Annotated in this window: 13 protein-coding genes; 9 read left to right on the top strand and 4 right to left on the bottom strand. The window is 45.2% G+C overall.

Annotated elements, in window-relative coordinates:
* On the top strand, positions 1–1,308 hold a 1,308-nt coding region (locus tag AC1DP6_RS34880), incomplete at its 5' end, for a NupC/NupG family nucleoside CNT transporter (protein WP_477059024.1).
* A gap of 278 nt (positions 1,309–1,586) precedes the next feature.
* Here the strand turns inward: AC1DP6_RS34880 and AC1DP6_RS34875 are convergent.
* Positions 1,587–1,982 carry a DUF4259 domain-containing protein gene (locus tag AC1DP6_RS34875; protein ID WP_477059023.1) on the bottom strand — a complete coding sequence of 132 codons (396 nt, stop codon included), beginning with the start codon at positions 1,980–1,982 and terminating at the stop codon, positions 1,587–1,589.
* Between the two features lie 77 nt (positions 1,983–2,059).
* A complete protein-coding gene (gene smc, locus AC1DP6_RS34870) occupies positions 2,060–5,590 on the bottom strand; it encodes a chromosome segregation protein SMC (protein WP_477059022.1) in 3,531 nt (1,176 codons plus the stop codon).
* A gap of 392 nt (positions 5,591–5,982) precedes the next feature.
* Between smc and AC1DP6_RS34865 the strand changes: the two genes are divergently transcribed.
* Positions 5,983–8,214, top strand: a complete 2,232-nt coding sequence (locus AC1DP6_RS34865) for an FUSC family protein (RefSeq protein ID WP_477059021.1) — start codon at positions 5,983–5,985, stop codon at positions 8,212–8,214.
* A gap of 70 nt (positions 8,215–8,284) precedes the next feature.
* On the opposite strand, the gene AC1DP6_RS34860 is transcribed toward AC1DP6_RS34865, so the two are convergent.
* Both AC1DP6_RS34860 and bshC read right to left on the bottom strand, forming a co-directional pair.
* Complete coding sequence (locus AC1DP6_RS34860; protein WP_477059020.1) at positions 8,285–10,654, bottom strand: ABC transporter permease; 2,370 nt, start codon at positions 10,652–10,654, stop codon at positions 8,285–8,287.
* Between the two features lie 147 nt (positions 10,655–10,801).
* Positions 10,802–12,400 (bottom strand): bacillithiol biosynthesis cysteine-adding enzyme BshC, encoded by a 1,599-nt coding sequence (gene bshC / locus AC1DP6_RS34855; RefSeq protein WP_477059019.1) that lies wholly within the window; start codon positions 12,398–12,400, stop codon positions 10,802–10,804.
* 222 nt (positions 12,401–12,622) lie between these two features.
* Between bshC and AC1DP6_RS34850 the strand changes: the two genes are divergently transcribed.
* The 7 genes from AC1DP6_RS34850 to AC1DP6_RS34820 form a co-directional block, all read left to right on the top strand.
* The gene (locus AC1DP6_RS34850; protein WP_477059018.1) at positions 12,623–13,624 is read left to right on the top strand and encodes a glycosyltransferase family 4 protein; all 1,002 of its coding nucleotides are present in this window, start codon (positions 12,623–12,625) and stop codon (positions 13,622–13,624) included.
* A gap of 167 nt (positions 13,625–13,791) precedes the next feature.
* Entirely contained in the window at positions 13,792–14,361 is a 570-nt protein-coding gene (locus tag AC1DP6_RS34845) for an RNA polymerase sigma factor (protein WP_477059017.1), read from the top strand.
* A gap of 92 nt (positions 14,362–14,453) precedes the next feature.
* The gene (locus AC1DP6_RS34840; protein ID WP_477059016.1) at positions 14,454–15,647 is read left to right on the top strand and encodes a FecR family protein; all 1,194 of its coding nucleotides are present in this window, start codon (positions 14,454–14,456) and stop codon (positions 15,645–15,647) included.
* A gap of 190 nt (positions 15,648–15,837) precedes the next feature.
* Positions 15,838–19,254 (top strand): SusC/RagA family TonB-linked outer membrane protein, encoded by a 3,417-nt coding sequence (locus AC1DP6_RS34835; protein ID WP_477059015.1) that lies wholly within the window; start codon positions 15,838–15,840, stop codon positions 19,252–19,254.
* A 17-nt stretch (positions 19,255–19,271) separates the two neighbouring features.
* Entirely contained in the window at positions 19,272–21,149 is a 1,878-nt protein-coding gene (locus AC1DP6_RS34830) for a RagB/SusD family nutrient uptake outer membrane protein (protein ID WP_477059014.1), read from the top strand.
* 963 nt (positions 21,150–22,112) lie between these two features.
* Positions 22,113–25,241, top strand: coding sequence for a SusC/RagA family TonB-linked outer membrane protein (locus tag AC1DP6_RS34825; protein ID WP_477059013.1), 3,129 nt, complete (start codon positions 22,113–22,115; stop codon positions 25,239–25,241).
* A 31-nt stretch (positions 25,242–25,272) separates the two neighbouring features.
* Positions 25,273–26,258 (top strand): RagB/SusD family nutrient uptake outer membrane protein (locus tag AC1DP6_RS34820; RefSeq protein WP_477059012.1); only part of this gene is annotated, 986 nt, incomplete at its 3' end.

The raw sequence follows: 26,258 nt of genomic DNA, 5'->3' as shown, positions 1-26,258 counted from the left end.
ATCTTCGTCGCTTCATTGCATACATTTTACGATTTATTTGCATTTATGGAACGCTTTCAGGGCATTATAGGCATTGTTCTTATTTTGGGTATCGCCTTTTTGTTTTCTAACAACAAGAAAAAGATCAACTACAGGTTGGTATTGAGTGGCATTGGTTTGCAGGTAGCGATTGGTCTTTTGGTATTTAAGGTCCCCCCTATTACATGGTTTTTCCAACGGGTGGGAGATGCAATGGGTAAGCTGGAAGCGTTTGCCCGCAAAGGTGCCGCCTTTGTATATGGCGGCATTGGTATTACACAACATGATGGTAGCGTAAAAGATTATGCCGGCGGTGGTTTTGTATTTGCCTTTAATGTTACTGCCACCATCATCCTGGTATGTGTGTTGGTAGCCGTTTTATATCACTATGGTATTATGCAGCGGGTAGTAGCGGTTATTGCGCGCGCCATGAATTTTGTGATGCGGGTAAGTGGTGCGGAAGCATTGAGCAACGTGGCCAGCGCTTTTGTGGGACAGGTAGAAGCGCAGGTAATGATCCGTCCTTACTTATCGAGCATGACCAAAAGTGAAATCCTCGCATCTATGAGTGGGAGTCTTGCCTGTATCGCAGGTGGTATCCTGGTAGTATACGTAAACATGGGCTTGCAGGCGGGTTTACATATTGCACCATTCCTCATTACTGCCAGTCTCATGGCGGCTCCGGGGGCATTGGTGATTTCCAAGATTGTATTTCCGGAAACAGAGGAAAGCGTGACCATGGGTCGTGTGAAGATGGAAGTGAAGAGTAATTACACCAACGTGATTGATGCCATCTCACATGGTGCTGGCGATGGTTTTAAAATAGCCATGAACGTGATCGCCATGCTGATAGGTTTTATCGCCTTCATCGCATTGATCGACTGGTGCCTGATTCATATTGGTCATATTTTCAATCCTCAGTTTAACCTGAGTCTCGATTGGATTTTCGGAAAACTGTTTATGCCAATGGCCTGGGCCATAGGTGTACCGCAAACCGATGTTCAAAGCGTAGCTACGTTACTGGGACAGAAATTAACCATCAATGAATTTGTGGCCTTTAAGAGCATGACCGATAAAACGGTGCCTGTGTTAACTTCCAAAGGTATTGCCATTGTAACCATTGCCATTGCTGGTTTTGCGAACTTCAGCAGTGTGGGCATGCAGATTGGTGGTATCGGGGAACTGGCGCCGGACAGAAGAGCAGATCTTGCCAAGCTGGGGCTGAAAGCCTTGCTGTGTGGTACGCTGGCATCTTACATGTCTGCTGCCATTGCAGGGATATTAATTTAGGGAGATAAATACATCAACGATATTTCAAAGGGCTGATCTTACTGATCAGTCCTTTTTTTGTGCCGGGCCCGGGCAGGAGCTTCATTACTGATAAAATACTGCAGTACTCATCTTCCTAAAATAGAAAAACAGCGGACAGCCAACAGGTAATTACCTGCGTCGCTATCCGCTGTAGAAATAATATGGTGGAAAACAGATTTTATCTACATAAAAATCCGCGCGAACAATACCGTGGTAAAACAATCGCCTACCCCCGGGTTGTATAAACCTGTTGAAAATTAATCCAAACGCTTAATCAGGCCCGCCTGCACTGCAGCCCAGGCTTCACCCTGACCAGCATCTTCCCAGTAATTCTTCATTTCAGAAGAGGCTACAATTTTATTAACTGCAGCAATCGCCTGATTTCTGAGTGCACGGGTACCGATGAGGTTCAGTACATCCAGCTGATCAAGCGGGTCTTCCGGGAAGTCCTCGCTAGCACGGCCCACCAACGCTGAAACCAGTTCAGCAGCTGCCAGTGCCTCTTCGCAATCCGGTACTTCCAGTGTTTCGATGTTATTGATGATACGTGCTAACGTATCCGCAACTAATCCACCGTCTTTGTTTTCAATCAGGTCAAATATCCAATCCTGTGATCCATCATTTTCAAAATTCCTGGTGCCCCATGCGCCCATAGTGTTTACGTTTTTTTATTTTTTTAGAATAAAGAATAAAAGTAATCGAATCTCTTTACAACAACTAAACCAACCGACTAGTTCAAACTTCTGAAATCTACCGGGACCAGCTTACTGACTCCAGGTTCCTGCATGGTTACGCCATAGATCACGTCTACAGCAGCCATGGTTTGCTTGTTGTGTGTTACAATAATAAATTGTGAATTATCTGAAAACTTCCTGATCATGTTGGTAAACTTGCCCACATTGGCATCATCCAGTGGTGCATCTACCTCATCGAGGATACAGAAAGGTGCTGGCTTAATCAGGTAAATGGCAAACAACAACGCGGTAGCAGTGAGTGTTTTTTCTCCTCCGGACAACTGTGTAATAGCTGCCGGGCGTTTACCTTTCGGTTTGGCGATGATTTCAATACCGGTATCGGCCAGGTTAGCAGGATCGCTCAGGATCATATCACACTGATCTTCCTCTGTAAACAGCGCTTTAAATACCCGGATGAAATTCTCTTTTACCGCATTGAAAGTATCCAGGAACTTCTGGTTAGCAGTAGATTCTACCTCCTGGATAGTTGCCAGCAGGGAATCTTTCGCATTTACCAGGTCGGTTTTCTGTTCAAGGATAAACTCATACCTTTTTTTCATTTCCTGATACGCTTCAATGGCGGTAGGGTTGATTTCTCCCATATTCTCCATTCGCTTTTTCAGTCTTTCCGCACTTCCCTGCAACTCTTCTACCGGCAATTCGGAACTGCGCTGTTCATCAATGATTTCATCCAGGTTCACTTTGAACTCCACACTGAGCCTTTCCTTCATGGTGGTCAGTTGCAGTTTCAGCTCATTCACTTTATCCTTGATGGTATTGAGTTGTTGTTCCAGTTGCTCTCTGGCGCGCTGTTTTGTTCTCAGCGTGCTTTCCAGTTCCTGCAGGTGGTTACGGAAATTATAGTATTCCTGGTCTTTTTCGTTGAGTGCTTTTTCTTCTTCTTCGCGCTGACGGAACAGCTCTACCAGTCCATCATCTGCGTGGCTCAGTTTTTCTACGGCAGCCGCAATATGGCCTACCGCATCTTCCAACTGTGTTTTATTACTGGTGATCTGTACATGCAGATCGGACAGTTGCTTGCGCTTAAACTCCAGCTCCTGTTTGAGTGCCTGTACCTTGCTTTGCTGGCGGGTATGTTGCAGGTTCTGGTTATTGAACTGCACAGTGGCCATATTAAATTGCTGTTCTGATTCCTGGGCCGTTCTGTCGGCGTCCACGATGCTTTCCTGCAATTCGGTCACCCTGTCGTTGAGGCCTTCCAGTTCATCTTTCACCCCGGAAATGCTTTCCTGATTGGTTTCCAGGGATTGCTGCATTTCTTCCAGGCGTTTATCACCGGCTTCAATGAGATGGTGGAAGTTTTCAATCCGGTTCTGGAGGCCAAACAACTGATTGCTCAACTGGTTTACCCTTTCCCTGGCAGCATTGATATTATTTTCATTCAGCTGGCYGTTGTAGCCTAGTACTTCATCGTGTTTGCTTTGCAGGGCGACTTTCAACTGACCCACTACCCTTTCGAGATCTTTGATCTCTACTTCCAGCTTTTCCAGGTTTTTGGCCCGGCCCAGCTTCTTGCCTTCAAATAATCCTACAGATCCACCGCTGATATTGTATTTACCACGGTGCATGCGGCCGGATTTTTCCACCAGCAACATCCTTTCATCAGCCAGCTGGCTGAATTCCAGGCGGGTGAGATCTTCCCCTATAAATACTTTGCCCAGCAGGTGCTGGCCAAGGCCCTTATACTTTTCTTCAATTTCCACTACGTCCAGTGCCGGAATGGTACCCGGAGGCGCCAGCAATGGGACATTATCAGAGCGGAACTGGTCCAGTATAAAGAAGTTTGCCTTTCCTTTTTTATTGTTGTCCAGCAGCTGTATGGCCTGTACCGCTTCGTGTACATTGTTGACCACATAGTAGCTCAGATAAGGTTCCAGCAGGTTTTCCACGCAGGTGCGGTATTCTTCCTTACAAAAGAATATATCACTCAGAATGGGGGCATTATTATTCCAATCGGGATTTTTCTTCAAAAACTTGATACTCTCCGGGTAACCTTCCAGGCTGTCTACCAATGATTTGAGGAGATCGAACTCGTTCTTTTTGGAATCGAGGGTACGGTTCTCGTCCACCAGTTTATCCCGCAGGCCTTCGATATCGGATTGGGTAGCGAGGATTTTGCCTTTGGTTTCTTCCTGGAACTGCACCATGGCTTCCAGTTCCGTTTTGCTGCTGCTCAGCGTTTGTTGCAGTGCCTCTTTTTCTGTTTCCAGCTGGGCGATCTGCTGCTGGCGGTTGGCCTTTTCTTCCTGTAGCTGCTGCATACTGCGTTGCAGGTTTTGTACAGAGGTATCGGCTACGGCCACTTTCTTTTCTGCCTCAAACTGTTGGCGTTGCCAGCGTTGCTGGTCGTTACGCAATGTTTCGAGGGCTTGTTTTTTCTGCTGGAAACGTTCTTTCTTCTCCTCCACCATGTCGCGGAGGGTTTCCAGTTCGTCTGCCATGGTTTCAAATACTTCTCCCTCTTCTTCTACCTGTTTCTCGGTAAATTCAATGGAGGTAGTCAATCCCTGCAGTTGCCCTTCCGCGTTGTTGAGGAAGTCGTTGATATTTTTTTCGCGTTCACGCAGATACGTCAGTTGCTGGGTGGCGAGGTTTTTATCGTTTTCTTTGGTGCGGATGGTAGAAACGAGTTCATTGAAAGATTTCTGCATGGTTTGCAGTTCTCTTTCTTTGGCTACGAAGTGGAGCTTATCCTGTTCTACTGCGGCTTCTGCTGTCAGGATCTCTGTTTCCAGGGCCAGTTTACGGTCACTTTCCGATTGCTGGGTATCTGACAGTTCTTTGAAGGTAACGTTAAAGCCTTCCAGTGCGGCTTTCGCCAGTTCTATACTTATTTCGCGATATTCTTTCTTTACTTCATAGAAGCGTTCGGCTTTGCGGGCCTGGCTTTCCAGTGTTTTGAGGTTGTTATTGATTTCAAACAACAGGTCCTCAATACGGTTAAGGTCACCTTCTGTGGCGTCCAGCTTGGATTTAGCTTCTTTTTTGCGGGTTTTGTATATGGAGATGCCCGCCGCTTGTTCCAGCATTCTGCGACGGCTGTTTTCCTTATCCTTGATGATATCGTCTACCATTCCCAGCTCTATAATGGCATAGGAATCGGTGCTCACCCCTGTATCCATGAACAGGTTGTGAATATCTTTCAGTCGGCAGGCTACGTCATTGAGACGGTATTCACTGTCGCCGTTTTTATAAAACTTGCGTGTAATCGTCACCGTAGTAAATTCGGTGGGCAGTACGTTTTTGGTATTTTCAAAGGTAAGGCTAACTTCCGCCATGCCGCTTGCGGAGCGGCTTTTGGAGCCATTGAAAACCAATCCGGCCTGGTTATCAGAGCGGAGGTTGCTGATCTTGTGCTCGCCGATTACCCAGCGAATGGAGTCGATGATATTACTTTTGCCGCAACCGTTTGGCCCAATCACGCCGGTGATGCCCTCGTCGAAGTTCAAAACGGTTTTATCTGCAAAACTTTTAAAGCCTTTAATTTCTAGTGTTTTTAAGCGCACGTCGTACTCCGAGGTTTTTTAAGGCGTCAAAGATATAATTTTACCCGAATCAAAAAGTAATTTAAGTGAGATGCAATTATATTACCTAATTATTTATACACAATTAGGGCTCATTTGCTCTCGCTCGCAGCACGCTTCAAAACTATAATAGACTGGTTATAAATATAGTAAAAAGAACAATTACAATTAAATTTGGTGTGAGAAAAAAGCAGAAAGCAAAAAGGATAAAGCAAAAAGCCTATCGAAGCGACTGATCGATGCGGATAAAAAATATCATATATCCGGAAGATTAATAAGAAAAATTATCTGTGCCGATCAGTCGCTCCGATAGGCTTTTTACTTTATGCTTTCTGCTTTTTGCTATCTTCGCGCCATCAAAAACCTATTTACGTTTGCGTACAGAACAGCGGATCAATAACATCAAAAATTTCCTTTACAGTTATCATTTCAGCAACGGTATGCGTACTACCATCAGTGTGGTGGTGCCTTCCCTTGTATTTGCGTGGTTCGGGCAACTGGGTCTTGGCATCGCGATGTCTATGGGCGCATTATGTACTGCCCTCAGCGATGTTCCCGGCACCATTATCCACAAACGGAACGGCCTGATCATCAGCACCATCCTGATTTTTTTCACGGCACTGGGCACCGGGCTGCTCATCCCTTATACCATCCCCATGGGGATCTGGATAGCTGCCTGCTGCTTTATGTTTGCCATGTTACTGGTATATGGTAACCGTGGAGGTAATATCGGCACGGGCTGTTTGCTGGTGCTGGTGTCCATACTGGGCGAAACACAGTTAACGCCTTCCCTCACGCTGCTGCATTCTTCTATGGTGCTGCTGGGTAGTATCTGGTACGCCATACTGGCCCTCACCCTCTGGCAGATACGTCCCTACCTCAACGTACAGCAGGCTTTAGGCGACTGTATCATTCAAACCGCCCGTTACCTGGAAGTAAGGGCCAATTTTTATACACCTGGCGTAAATGTTACCGATAATTACAAAGCAGTACTGGAACAACAGGTCAACGTCAACGAAAAACAGGAAAATGTAAGGGAACTGCTCCTGAAAAGACGTTCTGACCAACAGGGTACTACCAGCATCAACAAAAGCATGGTGCTGATATTCCTGGATATGGTAGATCTGCAGGAACAGATCATGGCCTCTCAAACGGACTATAACGCACTGCAGGCCGATTTCAAAGACGAAGACATCCTGGAAAAGTTCCATGCCCTCATCCTGGAATTCACAGAAGAACTCCGGAATATTGGAATGGCGGTAGCATCTGGGCAACGCTCCCTCCCCAAAACCAACCTGAAGTTTGAAATGGAAAAGGTAAAGCAGGCCATCGCCAGCATTACCATGAAATTCCCTACCCTCAAGGAAAGAACACGCACCATTCCGTTGACCAACATTCTGCAGAACCTGCAGGATATGGCCCAGCGCATCTATAACTTACACCGCCTTACCCGCCTGGAAAGATTGAAAGATGAATCAATAGATCCTAAACTGGAGCTTTCCAAGTTTACTACCCGTCAGAAATACGATTTTGAAACCTTCCGGGACAACCTCACCTTCAAATCGCATATCTTCCGGCATGCTATTCGTGTGAGCCTGGCTACTGTATTGGGTTACGGACTGGGTATGGTACTGCATCTGGACCGGGTATACTGGATACTCCTGACCATTGTGGTGATCCTTAAACCTGGCTTCGGGCTGACTAAATCACGCAGCATACAGCGTTTAATCGGTACCGTTACCGGTGCTTTATTTGCCGCGGGGCTATTATATGTTACCCACAACAACACTGTTATTTTTATAGTGTTGCTGTTATGTATCCTGGGCGCCTATAGTTTTATGAGCTTCCAGTATACACTCAGCGTATTCTTTGTCACCCCGTTCATCATCTTCCTGCTGCATTTTCTGCATCCATCGGATTTGTATAATGTTGCCCAGCGGGTACTCGACACCTTCATTGGCGGAAGCATTGCCTTCTTCGCCAATATGTTGCTGTGGCCTACCTGGGAGCATAATTTCCTGCCGGATTATATGAAGAAGATGATGGAGGCGAACCGTAAATATTTTGAACTGGTGATGCGGGCCTATTCCAATGAAAAAGTGTCCGTCACTGATTTTAAGCTGGCCAGGAAAGATACCTATGTGGCTTCCGCCAACATGATGTCTGCATTTCAGCGTATGCTCTCCGAACCAAAGAGCAAACAGAAAAACGGCTCACAGGTATATCACTATGTGGTACTGAATCATACACTTACTTCGCATACCGCCACCCTGGCGGCTTACAGTCTGCACCATGGCGTACAGTTTCCCCGGCCGGAATACCGGGAAATAACGGATTACCTGCTCCATTATATGGATCAACTCCTGCTTATGATAGATCCCGCTACCAGTGCCAGCGCCAACCCATCACCGCAGGTACATGCGTTTGAACGGCTCGATAATCACCTGGAGGACCTGGTACACAAAAGACAACAGGAAATCAATGAAGGCCTGGGGCCTACGCCTACCCGCGACGAAATGCTGGAAACCAAACAGGTACATGATCAGCTGATGGCGATATTATCGCTCGTGAAAGACATGTGCAAAGCACTGACCCAGAAAGGATAAATAATTAATATAAACGGGGAAGGCGTTTTGTTGACTAACAACAAAACGCCTTCCTCGTTTATAATAGCTGCTATTCTGATTTCAAACTCTTCACCGGATCCGCCAGGGCGGCCTTGACAGACTGAAAACTGATGGTCATAAATGTGATGGCTACAATCGCAACACCGGCTGCTATAAATACGCCGGGGCCCAAATGAATGCTGTAAGCAAAACCTTTTAACCATTGGCTGGTCATCCATCCTGCTAATGGGAAAGCGATGAGCATGGCTATTCCCACCAGTTTCAGGAATTCCTTTGATAGCATTACCACGATGGTGCCTACTGTGGCTCCCAATACTTTCCGGATACCAATTTCTTTATTTCTGCGCTGGGCGGTGAAAGCCGCGAGCCCGAATAAGCCCAGGCAGGATATCAGGATAGCGAGACCAGCAAAGTACCTGGACAAAAGAGATACCTGGTTTTCTGCTGTATATATCGTCTGGTAGTTCTGATCAAGAAATTTATAATCAAAAGAAAAATCAGGATTGAACTGTTTGTACAGCTGCTGCAATTTGGCGATAGCTGTTTTCTCCTTCCCTGTTTGAACTTTAACCATGAATCTATAAGTCTCGGCAGGCGCCAATATAAAAAACATTGGTTTTACTTTTTCGTGGAGCGACTGAAAATGGAAGTCTTTTACCACGCCGCCGATCTGCATATTAGTGCCCCATAACTCCACCTGTTTTCCGATGGGGTCTTTCATGCCCATGAATTTTATCCCGGCTTCATTAAAGATAATCATGCTGGTGTCTGAACCGAAGTTGCGCGAAAAATCTCTGCCCTCTTTTATTTTTATGTTCAGTGTTTTCAGCAGGTCATAATCCACCGGTATCGTTTCAAACTCGGTCTTATCATTCAAATCCTTTCCATTCCATTTAACACCCGAAGTTCCGCTGCTATGGCCTGTGAGGCTGTGCCCCATACTGGAAGCGCTTACTACGCCAGGTATATTCCTTGCCTCTGCCAGGAAAGTTTCGGGAAGCTGGCCCCCTTTCAGCTTTCCTTCCTTGAAAAAAGTGATGATATGATCTTTATCGTAACCGAGGTCCTTTGTTTGTATAAAGCTGATCTGTCGGTAAATTACCAACACCGCTATAATCAGTACAATGGAGAGCGTAAATTGAAATACCACCAATCCTTTTCTGATCACCAACTCGCCGGTGGATCCTTTGAGTTTTCCTTTCAACACCATGGCGGGTTTGAAGGCAGAAAGATAAAGGGCCGGATAACTACCGGCTAACAGACCGGTTAACAAGGTAATGCCAACCACAGAGAGCATCAATGTGGTATCAATATGAGAGAGCGACAGCTGCTTTCCGGTGATACCGTTAAAGGCAGAAAGTGAAATGTATACCAGTACAATTGCCAGGAACAATGCGGTGAAAGCCATCAACATGGACTCTCCGAGAAACTGCATTACCAGTGCTCCACGACCGGCTCCCATCGCTTTTTTAATGCCTACTTCCTTAGCCCTCCCTGATGCCTTCGCAGTAGAGAGATTCATGAAATTGATACAGGCGATCACCAGTATAAAAATGGCAATGAGCGAGAACAGTCTTACATAATCTATTCTACCACCCACCTGGATACCATTTTCATAGCGACCGTGCAGATAAATGGTGGAGTACTGCTGGATGAATGGCGTACGGTAAGTAATTTCATTGTTCGTTTGCCGCTTAATGAAATCAGCTATTTTAGCATTGAACTTAGCGGGGTCAGTACCAGGTTTCAACGTCACAAAGGTATTATTGCCGGTATTACCCCAGCTGTCTTTATTTTCCACTAACTCGTTCATCGCCATGGCGGGCAACACAAAATCAAACTGGTCAGAGGAATGCATGCCGGGTGCTTTGAAAATGCCGGCAACCATGTACTGTTGTTCATGTTGAAGCTGCACTGTTTTGCCAATAACATTTTGGATGCTGCCAAATAATTTCATAGCCATTTCATCGGACAATACAATGGAATTTTTATCTGTCAATACCTGGTCGGCGTTTCCCTCCAGCAGGTCATAGGAAAACATGTTAAAAAAATCCTTGCCGGCATATTTCCCTTTAGTCTTTATGTTTTTTTCATTATTCACGGAGAGGGTTACATCTCCGGAAGATGTTGTCAGGGTAGCATATTCTACCTCCGGCATTTCTTTGGCCAGCGCGTCAGGCATCGGTACACAGGACGATCGGGCCGTCCAGATACCACTCGCCTGGATGCGGTTTTCCATTACCTGGTAAAGCGTTGCATCCTTTTTATGGAACCGGTCCATGCTCAACTCATCATTTACCCATATGTAAATCAACAGCGCACAAGCCAGGCCAGTGGATAAACCAATTAAATTAAGAAGGGCAAATCTGCGGTCTTTTACGAGATTGCGCCAGGCAATCTTAAAGTAGTTTATAAGCATAGTAGTATGTTGCACCTCCGTTGAGACAAAGGAGATGCCATGGCCATGCCATATTATTCATCAGAATAATATATATTAAAAATATATAAAACTTGTTCAATATTGTACGATGGGCGTTCGTATATGACACACGATTACAACCGCGTATTATTCAGTTTCATTGGGCACATCCAGTACCGTAAACTGATCTGTTACCGGTGTAATGGCGGCCAGCACCCGATCAAAAAAGGCGGGGCCTTCTGCAGCATACCAGGGCAGTAGGTTTTCTTTCCGTTCCTGTAAAGAGCCTGCGGGGAACAGTTTATTTTTGATTTGCCTGATCTGATCTGTTTGCCAGGCAAATTTTTTCTTTTCAGCGCGGAGGAATTTGTGTTCCAGTTTACCAATAGACTTCAGTGCTTTCTTTCGTTCAGACCCGGTGGTGGCAACAAGGGTGACATCAATGCTGCGGGCTTTCTCTTCCAGTGCATCAAATAAATGCTCTATGGCAGCATATTCATCTTTCAACACCAGGGAAGCATTGGTATGTTGCTTCACATAATCGTTGACTATATCTTCGGTGGTCTTAAAAAGTTCTGCAGTAGTGATACCCAGTTTGTGCATTCTCTGGCGGGACACTTCATCAGTCAGCAGCAGGGAATTACGCAACAATAATATCGGGAAAGGAACTTTATAGTGTGCAAACAGCTGCTGTAACTCCAGCCAGTAGGCTATTTCACCACCTCCACCAATAAAAGCAATATTAGGTAGAATGGTTTCCTGGAACATACCACGTAAAATCACATTCGGACTGAATCTTTCCGGATGCGCTTCCAGCTCGGCTTCGAGGGAAGCGGCGGTGAAAGTCAACGAGGTGTGTAATACTTTCCACTGATCGCCTTCCTGTACGATGCGTTCCCGCATACCGTCCTGTAAATAAAAAAGATTTATTTCCCTGGGATTGGCCTGCATTTTATAGTGCGTGGTCAACTTTTCCAATGTATCATTTACGATGGCATGAGAAGCCTGATGAAACAATTCATCCTTTATAACGGGAAGGTATAAACGTTTTAATGCAGGGCTGTCTGGTACCAGCACCACCAGGCCAAAGCGGCCAAACAGTGCATCTACCAGATAGAGGGTCGCCTCCTGAATATTCTTATGTTTCAGGTAGGCCTTTTGCAGGAGCGCCATCAGCTCATCTGCATGTGGGGCATAGCCCAGTCCTTTTTTAATTTCGGCCAGCATCACTTCCAGTCCTTCCGGGTGCATACGGCCTACAGCGCCCTGTTGACTGGTGTTCCAGGTCAGTGTTTTACCGTCCAGGTAAATGCTGCCCAGTTCTTCCAGGTCCGCATCCTCACTGCCCATATAGTATACCGGCACAAAGTTATGCTGCGGAAATTCCTGTTTCAGTGTGGTGCAAAGCTTTATTGTTTGCAGAATTTTATAAGCGAAATAAAGATAGCCGGTGAAGATGTTGGGCTGGTGTGCCGTACACACCGTAAAGGTGGTAGGTTGCAGGAGTGCAGCAATATTGTCCTTTACTGCTTTTACCGGTTCGAGTGCCGCATATTGTGCTTTCAGCGCGGCCACCAGTGCGGCTCTCGGTGTATCAAAGTTTTGCCTTGCCTGAATAGCCGCTGCAAAGTCCGGATGTACAGGAGAATAGGTATAAAATGGTCTTATCTGCGGATGCTCTGCTAAAAAATCTGTTACCAGCTGGTTAAAATAACCAGTTTTCCCATAAGGAATATACTCCAGCATATTAAGTTGCGAATTACAAATTACCAATTAAAAAAAAGGATGCAGTGCCAATACATCGAAATTTTTGAATGTACGAAGTTAGGTAAATAGTTAATTGGTTGATCAGATTATTGGTTGGCCGGTATCCAATACGGCCGGAAGGTTTTCTTTGGCGCTTGTTTTGACAGTGGTAACGGGATGGATGGCCGTATGGCCACCTTCTTTCATTCAAAAAGACGCAATATGAAGATAGCGATACTGGCACCGATAGCATGGCGTACTCCTCCCAGACATTACGGTCCCTGGGAACAAATGGCCAGCAACCTGGCAGAAGGATTGGTGGCAAAAGGAGCAGATGTCACCCTTTTTGCGACAGCTGACTCTATTACATCAGGCAAACTATCGGCTATCTGTGCCAAAGGCTACGCAGAGGATCCACATGCCGACGCCAAAGTAAATGAGTGTATGCATATCAGTTACCTGATGGAACAGGCCCGGGACTTCGATATCATTCACAATCATTTCGATTTCCTGCCCCTCACCTGGTCAAGATTGGTTAAAACGCCCATGGTAACAACGATCCATGGCTTTTCTTCTCCCAAAATACTACCGGTATACCAGCGCTTCAATGATATTGTCAGATATGTATCTATCAGTAACTCGGATCGCCATCCTACGCTGCATTATGCGGCCACCATATATAATGGCATCCGGACAGCTGATTTTGCCTTTGAACCCAGTCCAGATAATTACCTCCTGTATTATGGCCGTATCCATCCGGACAAGGGTACCCATGAGGCGGTACAGATAGCCCTCCACACCGGCCGCAAACTCATCATAGCAGGTATTATTCAGGATGAAGGATACTACAATGAAAAAGTGAAACCCTTTATTGACGAAGATCAGATCCGGTACATAGGCGCCGTAGGCGGCAAGAAACGCAGTGAGCTGCTGGGTAGTGCACAGGCATTACTGCATCCTATCAGTTTTAATGAGCCCTTTGGCCTGAGCGTGGCAGAGGCGATGCTTTGCGGCACACCGGTAATTGCCTTTAATAAAGGATCTATGCCCGAGCTGATCATAGACCGCAAAACAGGTTTCCTCGTAAATAATATACACGAAGCTGCGGCCGCAGTGGAAGATCTAAGCCTGATCAACCGGCGGGACTGTTATTTACATGCCAGGGAAAAATTCAGTGCAGAAAAAATGGTGGAACAATATATGGCGTTGTACGATACGATGTAGTACCCATCTCTCCAAAAAATTTCAGCAGACTGTCCTTAGTATGTATACCTGCCCCACGGCAAAAATAACGTCAATATTTGCCGTAATAATGGAATTTTTCCTCCTGCCAATTGCACTATATTTAGTTAGCAGGAAATATCTATGACGTCAATTTTAGAAGAGTCGTAATGAGATCGACTAAGGACTATAATGAACAAGCACTATTGTCAATGGTTGCATCGGGCAATGAATTGGCTTTCCTACAACTGTTTAATCACCACAAGGCTAAAGTTTACTCCGTTTTATTGGCGCTTACCCGTTCACAGGTAAGCGCAGAGGAGTTACTACAGGATGTTTTCATTATTATATGGAAAAGGCGGGAGCATCTTCTGCAACTGGATTGTTTTGAATCATACCTGTTTATCATCGCGCGCAACAAGTCGTATAAGGCACTTAAGAAAACAGCAATAGAAAAAAAGAAGGCTGCCACCTTTCGCCCGGAAGAGCTGCATCACAATGATGCCATGGAATCCATACTTGTTTCGGAATACCAGCAACTACTTCACAAAGCCGTTAATCGATTGTCTCCTCAGCAGAAACAGGTATATCAGCTGGTAAAAATAGAGGGCTTGTCAAGAGAACAGTCTGCCCATGTCATGCATATCCACCCTGAAACCGTAAAGGCGCATCTCGCGAAAGCATTAAAGTCTATCCGTGCTTATTGCAAGGCAAGCTTCAAAGCGTTTTTGATCTTTTGACTGCTGCTTTTCAGCAGAAAATATTTTTTTCTCCACTAACCCACCGCCCTGCCAGGGGTACTCTTTATTATCAGACTATTGGTTTAATAAAAATGACAGAGGAAAGAATAACATACCTGTTCTACCGCTACATACGTAAGGAGGCTGATGAGGAAGAAGAACGGGAGTTGATGGATACAGTACTTCAGGAGCAATACAAGCCGGTTCTGATGGCGATTCTGCATGAATATGTAAGGAATGCTCCGCCATTGGCTCATCCTTCAGATTCCCCGGAAAAATCGCTGGTAGCATTTCTCCGGATGGATAGTCCGATAAAGAAACCTTTTACCGGCAGGCGCCGGTGGCTGATGCCGGCGGCAGCGGTGTGTATGATGCTGATATTGGCAACCTCTGTTTTTTTTATACAGCAGCGTATGCACCGCGCCCCTGTCAAACAGTTAGCTGTGGCTGATGTGCCACCCGGCCGTACCGGTGCTGTGCTTACGCTGGGTAACGGAAAAGAGATTGTATTGAATGCCACCGGGGATGGCCAGCTGGCCGAGCAAGGCAATGCGTTGATCCGTRAGGCAGGAGATGTGGTCAGTTATGTACCAGTTGGAGGAGAAGCGCTTCCGGTGGTATATAATACCATGAGCACTCCAAAGGGACAACAGATATCCCTGGTGCTGGCAGACGGCTCCAGGGCGTGGTTGAATGCTGCCAGCAGCATCCGGTTCCCTTCTGCCTTTACAGGTGATGTACGTAAAGTGGAAGTGACAGGAGAAGTTTATTTTGAAGTAGCACATGCAAATGATCCCCGGCGGAAACGGAGCATTCCTTTTACCGTTGTTGCGAATGGCACCACCGTAGAGGTGTTGGGAACACATTTTAACATCAACGCCTATACGGATGAACCATTTGTTACCACCACGTTATTAGAAGGCGCGGTGAATGTAAGGAAAGGTAGCCAGGAAGTACGATTGTCGCCGGGACARCAATCAGTGCTAACGCCCGATGGTCAGCTAACTATAAATACACATGTGAACACAGAAGAGATAATGGCCTGGAAAGAAGGATATTTTCACTTCGAAAGCGCTTCGCTGGCTACAGTACTACGCCAGTTTTCGAGATGGTATAATGTAGATATTGTTTTCGAAGGGAAAATGCCTGAAGAAAAGTTTTTTGCGATCGTAAAGCGCAGCAGTAGTTTATCCACGGTTCTGAAAGTATTACAAGCCACGAATGTACATTTCAGCATTGAAGAAAAAGTAAACACCACCACGGGAAGAAAACTGATTATAAGATAGCTCCACCAACAAACTATTGCCCAAAAAGAAGCCAGGAGTGGCCTTAACACTCCTGGCGGGATGTGGGCTTTTAAATACCGTCGAGAAACAGATTTATAAACCCAAACATTGCAAAACTATGCAATTAATTCCGATTCCCATTTTATCAAACCAGGAGGGCGGGAAGCTCATTCTAAAAGTTTTTAGGATCATGAAAGCGACAGCATTCTTAATGCTCTTTGCATGCCTGCAGTCCGTTGCCAGCACCAACGGACAGAGTATCACCTTAACCGTAAAGGATGTACCAGCCAGGGAAGTATTCCGGGAGATACAAAAGCAAACAGGGAAGAGCCTGGTGGTCAGCGAAGGGGTACTTTCCAGGATAGGGAAAATTACCATCGACGTCAAAGCCCAGCCCATCCAAAAGGTGCTGGATCTTTGTCTTCGGAAGGACCGTTTTACATACAACGATGTAGACGGTATTATTGTCATCACCGATAAATCGGAAGTGGTGCCCCCAAAGGTACCGGCACCTGCTATTGATACCGCGGGATTTGTCGTCTCGGGCAGGATCGTTGATGCCGGAGGCACCCCGCTTCCGGGGGCATCCGTATCAAGAGTGGGCACTAAAGAAGGTGCCGCGGCTGATGCCAGTGGTAATTTCAGATTGAAACTTCCACCCGGTGGGGCTACACTGCTGATATCTTATCTGGGGTATCAGCCGATGCGCATGCAGGTTTCCAAAGCGGATTTCCTGACCATCGTATTAAAGCCATCTGAAGCTAAAGTAGAAGAAGTAGTGGTAGTAGGCTATGGTACACAGAAAAAAGCCAGCCTTACTTCTGCCATCAGCAGTATTGATACCAAAGATATGATGAGCATTCCGGCCTCCAATCTTTCCAATGTGCTGGCCGGAAGAGCTTCCGGAACATTTGTGCAATCAGGCAGCGGTGTACCAGGCAAGTCATCTATTGTCCGTATCCGTTCCTCCTCCTCCTGGAACAGTTCCGGGCCACTGATCGTGATTGATGGTGTTGCCCGTGACCAGGCGGCCTTTGATGCCCTTGACCCCAACCAGGTGCAGAATATTACCATCCTGAAAGATGCTGCATCAGCAGCGATCTATGGTTCCCGTTCATCAGACGGCGTGTTGCTGGTAACTACCAAAACCGGCAAGGCAGGCAAGGCAACGGTACAATTCAATAGTATATTCGGCGTTTACAGCAAACCGGAAATCGATGTGAAATACCTCAGCATGGACGAGAGCATGGATATGTACAACTCCACACACACAGGCGCGGCAGATTTCCGCTTCAATCAATACGACCGYGACTGGATACACAAGAACAACCCCGATGGCAACCTTCATTACGACGAGGCATACCAGCAGCCTTTTACCCAGCGGCATTCACTGAACGTTTCCGGAGGTACGGATCGTGTCACTTACTTTATTGGCGGTACATTTTATGATGAGAAAGGATTTCTGCCGCAACTGGCCTATCAGAAATATAGTTTGCGCAGCAACGTACAGGTGGCCATTACAAAAGACCTGACCTTAGGATTGAACCTTAGCTACAACAAAGGAGCACGCAGCAGGTTCTTTACCATTGAAGGAAAAGATGATGACCTGTCAGGATTTTATGAGAAGCTGAAATATATCATGCCACCTACCACTTTCGCATATATAGATGGCAAGCCCATGGCGCCTACCTGGGTCACCAATCCCATCGAGATGATGAAGAACGGTGGCTATATGCATATCAACAAGCAATACATAGATGGTATCATCAACCTGGAATACAAGGTGCCATTCATCAAAGGTCTTACGCTGAAAGGTGTGGCCGACTTATATAACGGAAACGATTTCTCCAAAGCATACGCCATCCAGCCTTTATTATATCAATTCAAACTTGATCCGAAAAGTGGTATTCAACAAATATATACCAACGAAATTATCGGCACTAAGGTCGCTACCTCTCCTGCTCAGCCTTTTATCGGAAATGAAAATGGCCGCACCAATTCCTACCAGGTAAATGCAATTGCCACCTATGAGAAGAACTTTGGAAATCATCACCTGAACATTGTAGGCGTGTATGAGCAGTCAGACGGATATTATAATTATTCCAGCATCTATAAATACAATTTCCCGGTTTATACCAGGGATCAATTCCCCTTTGCCAGCCGCGCTTCCGGCGACACCAAAGCAGACGGATATGAAACCTACCTGGATGCACGCGTATCTTATGTTGGCAGGGTGAACTATGATTATCAGCATAAATACCTTTTATCAGCATCTGTACGTGCAGATGGTTCATCCAAGTTTGCGAAAGACAAACGATGGGGATACTTTCCCGCGGCCTCCCTGGGATGGGTGATGTCGGAAGAGGCTTTCCTCGCAGGACTGAAGAAAAGCGGTATTGATATGCTGAAACTCCGCCTGTCATATGGAGCCACCGGTAATGATAACATCCCGGCATGGCTTTTCAAGGAGCTTTACAATGCATCTACCTCACCATTTTATCTGGGTGATCCGACATCATCAAAGTCGATACTGGCATATAACGGTATCGCACAAACGAATTATACCTGGGAGGGTGCTAAGTCGTACAATGCGGGTGTGGATCTGAACTTCAGACAGCACTGGAGTTTTGTAGCCGATGTGTGGACCAAAAAAACCTTCAATATCCTTGGTCAGCGTATACTGGAAACACCGGTGGAATTTGGTTCAAGTTATCCGATTGAGAACTATGGCAGGATGAATGCAAAAGGAATGGATATAGAACTGGGGTATATGTATGGCAAAATAGGAAAGGATTTTACATTTGATATAAAAGCCAACTTTGGACTGGCTACTACCCATGTGCTGGTAAAAGACAAAGCGCTGGGCGCTACACCGGCAGATGATCCGGTAGGCAAACCGCTCAACTACCAGGCGGGATACCAGGCCGCCGGAATCCTGCGCACCGATGCAGATGTAACGGCGCTGCCGGCAGGATATACCATCTTCGGGGTAAAACCGGAAAAGGGTATGATGAACTTTACCGATGTAAACGGGCCTAATGGCAAGCCGGATGGCCTGATCGACAGCTACGACAAAATAGTGTTGGCGCAGTATTCCAATGCGGTAGTCCCGGGCAGCAACAATCAGTCGAACAATGCTCCTGTTTCCTATGGGCTGAGCATCAGTATGGCATACAAAAATTTCAGGCTGAGTATGTTGCTGAGTGGCCTTGCCGGATACAAAGTTATTTACAACGATCCATGGGGACGTAACGGCGGCAATATCCCCTATCCTGCCTATTACGGAGACGCTTACTCCGAATCCAACCCCAACGGAAAATTCCCTAAACTGTACAATGCTAACGGCAACCAACGTCAGGATTATTCTGTCGTATCGGCACTGAATACTTTCAGCGGCGATTTCCTGCGATTGAAAAACCTGAACCTGTCGTACGATTTCTCACAAACATTGCTTAAAAAAGCAGGACTGAGTGCTGCGCAGGTATTTGCAGGCGCCACCAACCTCTTTTGCCTGAGAAAGTTCAAACTCTACGATCCTGAAGTGTATTCCTTTGGCAGCTATCCTATCATGACCAATGTTTCATTAGGCTTCAATGTTCAGTTCTAATTCTAAAAAGTGATTCCATGAAAAAAAGTTTTCTGAAATATATAATACCGGCGGCCTTTATTCTTATCTCTTTCATTAGTTGTCGCAAAATACTGGAGCGGGATCCGTTGAATGCCCTCACCAACAAGCAGGTATGGGAGTCGGAGCGGGCAGCTACCGCCTATCTGGACACGGTGTATTATGATCTCATGCCCTGCTGGCCTTACGGAATGGCCAACCCTGGCGGATGTTCGCGGGTATACAACAATTGGTTCTGGGATAGTTGGGTAAAGAACTGGCAATTTGTGAATTTCGGTAATGGTAACGGCACCGATGAAGCCATTTCTCCGCATCGCTATTCCGACAAAGTACTGCTGGGTACTGCTACCTATGACTGGCTGGAGAACTATGACAACGCCGCAGCAGGCGTAAAGCTCAACTGGGCAGTAAACACCTATGGAGATATCCGTACCTGTAATAACATACTTGATAATATCGATAAGGCCACTTTTGAAAAGGCCGGGAAGGACCGTATCAAAGGACAGGCACTGTTCTGGCGCGCCTGGGCCTACTACAAACTGGTGAAAGATGTAGGCGGCGTACCACTCATTTTAAAAACACAGGATGCCGTAAGTGATGTGTCACAGATACAACTACCCCGCAACAAAACATCTGAATGCGTAACACAGATATTAAAAGATCTTGATGACGCAGTAGCACTGCTGCCTGATGCTTGGAAGGGCGCCGACCTTGGACGTATCGATAAAGGAGCTGCCATGGCTTTTAAAGGAAGGGTGTTGCTTTTTTTCGCAAGCCCGTTATTTCGCGGTCTGGGTGGGGTAGCCTCCTGGCAGAAAACTTACGAAGCTACCCTGGCGGCTAAAAATTTCCTTGCCGGTATGGGAAAAGGATTGTATCCGGTTTACGGAGATATCTGGAATGTAGAGCTGAATAAAGAACAGGTGATGTTCCGGCGCTTTACCTACCCTGATGCCTATTATGCCATGCCCGGGAATGCACCGTTGCGCTACTCGGCAGATGACTGGGATAATGATATGCCTTCTCTTGAATTAGTGAACGCATTCCCCATGAAAGACGGCAGCCGTTTTGTGTCAGCAGCTTCCAATTATCCAACGCTGTTTAAAAACAGAGATGACCGCTTCTATGCTTCCATCTACTACAACGGCGCACCGGTTCAGTTCACGCCCAAAATGGTGGAGAAGAAAGAATACTATTGGACATATCTTACTAATCCCTCTTTTACATCAGCAGGAGGTGTTACTGGTACATTAAACGCCCTGGTGACGGATGGGAATTGGATCGGACAAGGTATGGGAGAGTTGAACGGATTTTTCCTGAAGTTAAAAGGTGTGGACAGAGATGCATCCGTAGTTGAACAGTCAGATGTCGATTGGCCTGAGATCCGTTATGCAGAGGTATTAATGAATTATGGTGAAGCAGCCAACGAACTGGGTAAGACCGGCGAGGCATTACAGGTATTGTATGATATCCGTCAGCGGGCCGGCATTTCAGCAGGAGCCGGCAACTATGGTATCACTGCCACAACTCAGGAAGACATCAGGAAAGCTTACCAGGACGAACGCTTCGTGGAGTTTGCCTTCGAAGGCAAACGCTGGGACGACCTGCGCCGCTGGAAAAAGTTTGATCTGTTAAGAGGAACGCAACGCCACAGCCTCGCCATTACTTTGAAGCCAGGTCAAACAGATCCTGTACCTATGGATGATATCAATAAGGTATACAACAGGTTTGATTATACAGTAATCACTACTGATAAATCAAACCTGGCGGTCCCTGACAAAATGTATATATACGGATTGCCGTTCAGCTTTCTGTCCAGGAATCCGAAGCTGCAACAAAATATGATGTGGGGAGGCACTTTTGACCCCCTCCTCTAATTCGAATAGGTGATAACAAGGCAAATCTCACGGCCCCCCGTTCCCGGGGGGCCTTTATTTATTAATTCAACTTTCATGGGCATTAGCCCATGAAAGAATTGTTGGGCACAAAATTATATGAGCTGCCACATCCCGCGTGCAAAAAAAACATTGCAATTGATCAAATTAGAAGTAGTTAATAGGCAAATAATTTCCAAATTTTATATTGTTAAAACAGGGGAGCAGCGAAACACCGGCAGGCAGCATTATCATTCGCCTGACAGTCAAAGAATGCAATACATCTATTTACTTCAACAGGAATATATTAAAGGAAACAAATACTATGAATATTGATCATAGCAGATCTTAATGTTCCTACATGATTCATGATAATTCTTCAAAAAAAGGATTTACAAATTTCAACTGTTCTTATGCTTAGAAAGTAATTGTGAAAGCGAAACGATTTTTGATGCCATATTCTGCGAATATCCTTCGCACACAGATTTTACTACATCAGTCCTGGCTGAATTCACAGTGTCACATTATATTAAGGGACATAATTGACACTGATGAAATCACGTGGAATTATAAAATAGATTTCGCCGTTCCCGGCGAAATATTATAAAAACAGCCGTAGTTAAGGTTGTACACGATTTTTATTTACGTATGCGAATTGACCTTCTGCAAAAATAGCATCTGTAATGGTCAAATTAAGCTTTGGATGCAGGACTGGATAATTTGATCTTTATGATAGAATTAAGACATCGATCAACCAATCGAGCAGTGAATGAGCATGCCACTAAATTTAATACTTAAGATAGTATAGAAACATCATCAACAAGGTAGTACATCAATCGAACAGTGAATTAGTATYCCACAAAATTTGATACTTAGGATTAGCATAGAAATATCATCAACCAAGCAGTATATCAGTCGCACAGTGAATTAGGATTCTACAAATTTACCACCTATTCAATTTTTTTTATGAGCCAAACCAAATCGTTACTATGGGCGATAGCGTTATTGTGCGTCATGCTACAATCCACGCGCATTTATTCCCAAAACAAGATGAACGTAAAAGGTGTAGTCACCGATTCCACAGGTGCACCGCTCCCTGGTGCAACCGTCAGTCAGGAAGGGAATTTGAAAAACGGCACCATCACCGGTCCGGAGGGCCGCTTCGAGTTAAACACTCCAGCCGGTAGCCGGCTGAAAATCACGATGACCGGGTTTCACACGGCTTTTGTGATGGCTGGAGCATCACCACTTAATATTGCATTGCGTCAAACTACCACAGAATTAACAGACGTGGTAGTAGTGGGTTATGGTACACAGAAGCGGGCCAAAATGACTTCTGCTGTTTCCTCTATGAATGCAAAAGATATACAGCTTATTCCTGCCACCAATTTATCAAATGTATTGGCAGGACGTTTATCAGGTACGTTTATCAGCTCACCTACAGGTACGCCCGGTATTGGGTCAAATGTCAAAGTGCGGGCCCGCTCTTCATTTAGTAATAGTGCTGTTGAACCATTATATGTTATTGATGGAATAGTAAGGGACAAAACCAGTTTCGATGCGTTAGATCCCAATGAAGTAGCAGATATTACAATTCTGAAAGATGCTTCCTCAGCAGCTATTTACGGTTCCCGCTCTTCTAACGGTGCCATTCTGGTAACAACAAAAACAGGCAAGAGTGGTGCGGCAGTTATAAATTTCAATGCTACCTACAACACCCAACGCGTAGGCAAGCTACCCGAATACATGCCCGTTAAAGATGGATTGAATTTAAGCAAAGCAGTTAACGGAGGTTTAAGCGATGAGGAAATTAACTGGGTGCTGAAAAATAATCCTAACGGCGACAACTATTATAAAGCTGCCTATAGCAACCCTTCCAGTCAACGTTATGCGCTAAGCGTTTCAGGAGGTAGTGAAAAGCTGAGAGGCTACATAGGAGGTTCTTATATTAAAGAAGATGGTTTTCTGCCACAGGTGTCATATAAGAAATACAATCTGCGCGGAAACGTACAGGCCAATCTGGTAAAGAATCTTACACTTGGTTTAAACATGGCTACAAGTTATGGTAACCGCAGCCGTTTCAACTTCACCTATGATTATGGTTCCGATGACCTGAATAACCTTTGGGGTAAATTATTGTACTGGGATGTATTTGCAAGTCCGTACATAGATGGCAAACCTAATAATCCCGGTTGGCTGGGGAATCCTATAGAGATGATGAAAAACGGTGGCTATTGGCGTAATACCAACCAACAAATAGATGCGTTGGTTACTGCTGAATACAAAATACCCTTTGTAGAAGGTCTGAGCATAAAGGGCACCTACAGCAAAAATTTTGATAATAGCTATATAAAAACTTTTGCTAAAAAACAGCAGCTCTATAATTTTAAGAAAACAGGCCCCAATGGCTTGATTTACACCGATACACTAGTGGGCACCACTTTAAGTGGTGATCCAGGTACTCAGTATTTGGGCAATGAATATAATAAATCCAATACCTATCAGCTAAACGCACAGATTAATTACGACCGGACATTTGGAAAACATACCATCGGCGCGCTGGCTGTTTATGAGCAATATGAGGGATACACAAATTATTTCAGCCTGTATCGATATAATTTCCCCCTCATTGCAACAGACCAGTTTTTATATACCAGCGCCAACAATGCTGACTGGTCTACAGGTGGTAACGAAGGTCAGATTGGAAGGTTGTCTTACATCGGAAGGATTAATTATGATTATGATGCCAAATACCTTTTTAGCGCATCTGTCCGGAGAGACGGCTCTACCAACTTTGCGCCCGATAAACGCTGGGGGTGGTTTCCGTCAGTATCAGGAGGTTGGGTAATTTCAAGAGAAGGTTTTTTCCAATCATCCAAACTTGGGCAGGCGGTGGATTTCTTAAAGCTGAGAGCATCCTATGCTACCACTGGTAATGATATTCTGGACAAAGATGACCCCAACAGCAGATGGAGATGGATGGAGCAATATATTATCCAGGGTGGTACGTATTACATGGGAGCTTCCGGTACTCCTGCACCACGCCTCGCCTATGGCGGTTTGCCTAACAGCAATCTAACCTGGGAAAAATCAAATTCTGCAGGCATAGGTGTGGACGCAACACTTTTCAAAAACGTACGATTCAGCTTCGATTATTGGAAACGTCAATCCTATGATATATTAGGTAGCCGCATCCTCGCTATTCCGAACGAGTTTGGCGCATCCTTACCACCGGAAAACTACGGAAAAGTTAGTTCCAATGGTATTGAAATAGAGCTGGGCTATAATAATAACATCGGCAAAAATTTCAGCTATAATGTAAAAGGCGTGTTCACTTATGCGACCAATAAGGCGATAAAGAAAGATGTTGCGGCAAATACCCAGAACTACGCAAACCCGATCGGAAAAACGTTGGCGTATGGAAGCGGTTACCAGGCCTTAGGTGTACTACGCACACAGGACGATTTGAATAAATTACCGGCTGGTTATACCATCAATGGCGTTGCACCTGCTTTAGGTGATATGTTATTAGCGGATCTCAGTGGTCCGGATGGAAAGCCCGATAATAAAGTGGATAGTTACGATCAAATGGTGCTGGGCAACTATTTTGGAGCAGATAATGCCCCCATCGCCTATGGCTTGAATATTTCATTATCGTATAAAGGCTTTACGGTAGAAGCATTATTTTCCGGCCTCACAGGATATAAAATAAGTTACAATGATGCCTGGGGCAGGAATTTTGGCGGAGGAGGAAAAGTTCCTCAATACCATGCTGACTCCTGGAGCACAGAAACCCCCAATGGCACTACGCCTAAAATGTACCCATGGGGAGATCCCCACTCAGCAGGTTATACCTGGACCTCTACCTTCAACGTGTATAACGGCGGTTTTTTACGAATGAAATACCTGAACATCAATTATAAACTCCCTGATATAGTGTTAAATAAATTAGCGATTAAAGATACCAGGATTTTCCTCGCAGGATCCAACCTGTTTAACATCACCAAATTTAAGTTGTATGATCCTGAAGTATCCCAATTTATGAGCTACCCAACCATGAGAACTTTTACCGCAGGAATTGATATAAAGTTGTAGAAAAGCGTGTTTAAACTAAAAACCAAGAAAAATGAAGAATAAGTTAAATATAGCAGTGCTCATCTTTTTCGTTCCTTTTTTATTGATGGGTTGCAGTAAAGTACTTGATAAAACAAATCTTTCTGCTGTCGGTCCGGATCAGGTATGGTCGGATGTAAATATGGCTACGGCCTATTTAAATCAGATCTATTCAAGTCTGATGCCAGGTAATACGTACGGGAGTGGAAACAACACAGATGAAGGCGTTCCCTATCAAAAACAAACAAATGACTGGTTCAGAGGTACAGCCACCTTTGACTCACAAAATAGCTTTGGGACATATAATAGTATACGAACCATTAATATTTTGTTAGCCAATATCGACAAAGCCAGTTTCGGACAGGCAGATAAAGACAAAATCAAGGGACAGGCATTATTCTGGAGAGCCTGGGCATATCATAACCTGGTAAGTAATTATGGCGGCGTACCCCTCATATTGGAAGCACAGCTACCTAGTACAGATTTAACAACCTTGCAAAAGCCCCGCAATAAAACATCGGAATGCGTAACACAGATTTTAAAAGATATAGACAATGCGATGGCATTACTCCCCGATGCTTTTACAGATGATGATATGGGCAGAGTAGATAAAGGCGTTGCCATGGCTTTTAAAGGAAGGGTATTATTATTTTATGCCAGCCCTTTGTTTAATGGTTTGGGAGGAGTAGCTACCTGRCAAAAGGCATACGATGCCAATAAAGCGGCTAAAGAGTTTTTAGATGCCCGTGGTAAAGGGTTGTATAGTCCTTACAGTAAAATATGGGATGATGAGTTAAACAAAGAAGTGGTGATGGTTCGCCGGTTCAACTATCCACAGGCAACTTATTTTCAGGGAGGCTTAATTCCTCTGGATTGGTCTAAAGATGATGTAGGTTATGACCGGCCCTCATTGGAACTGGTAAATACTTTTCCTATGAAAGATGGCTCCAGCTGGGAATCACAGACAAGAAGTTATGATACTTTGTTTTTTAACAGAGA

This window comes from Chitinophaga sp. 01L420, assembly GCF_056399985.1.
The sequence above is the reverse complement of the archived record's forward strand: the minus strand, read 5'-3'. Positions and strand labels throughout refer to the sequence as shown.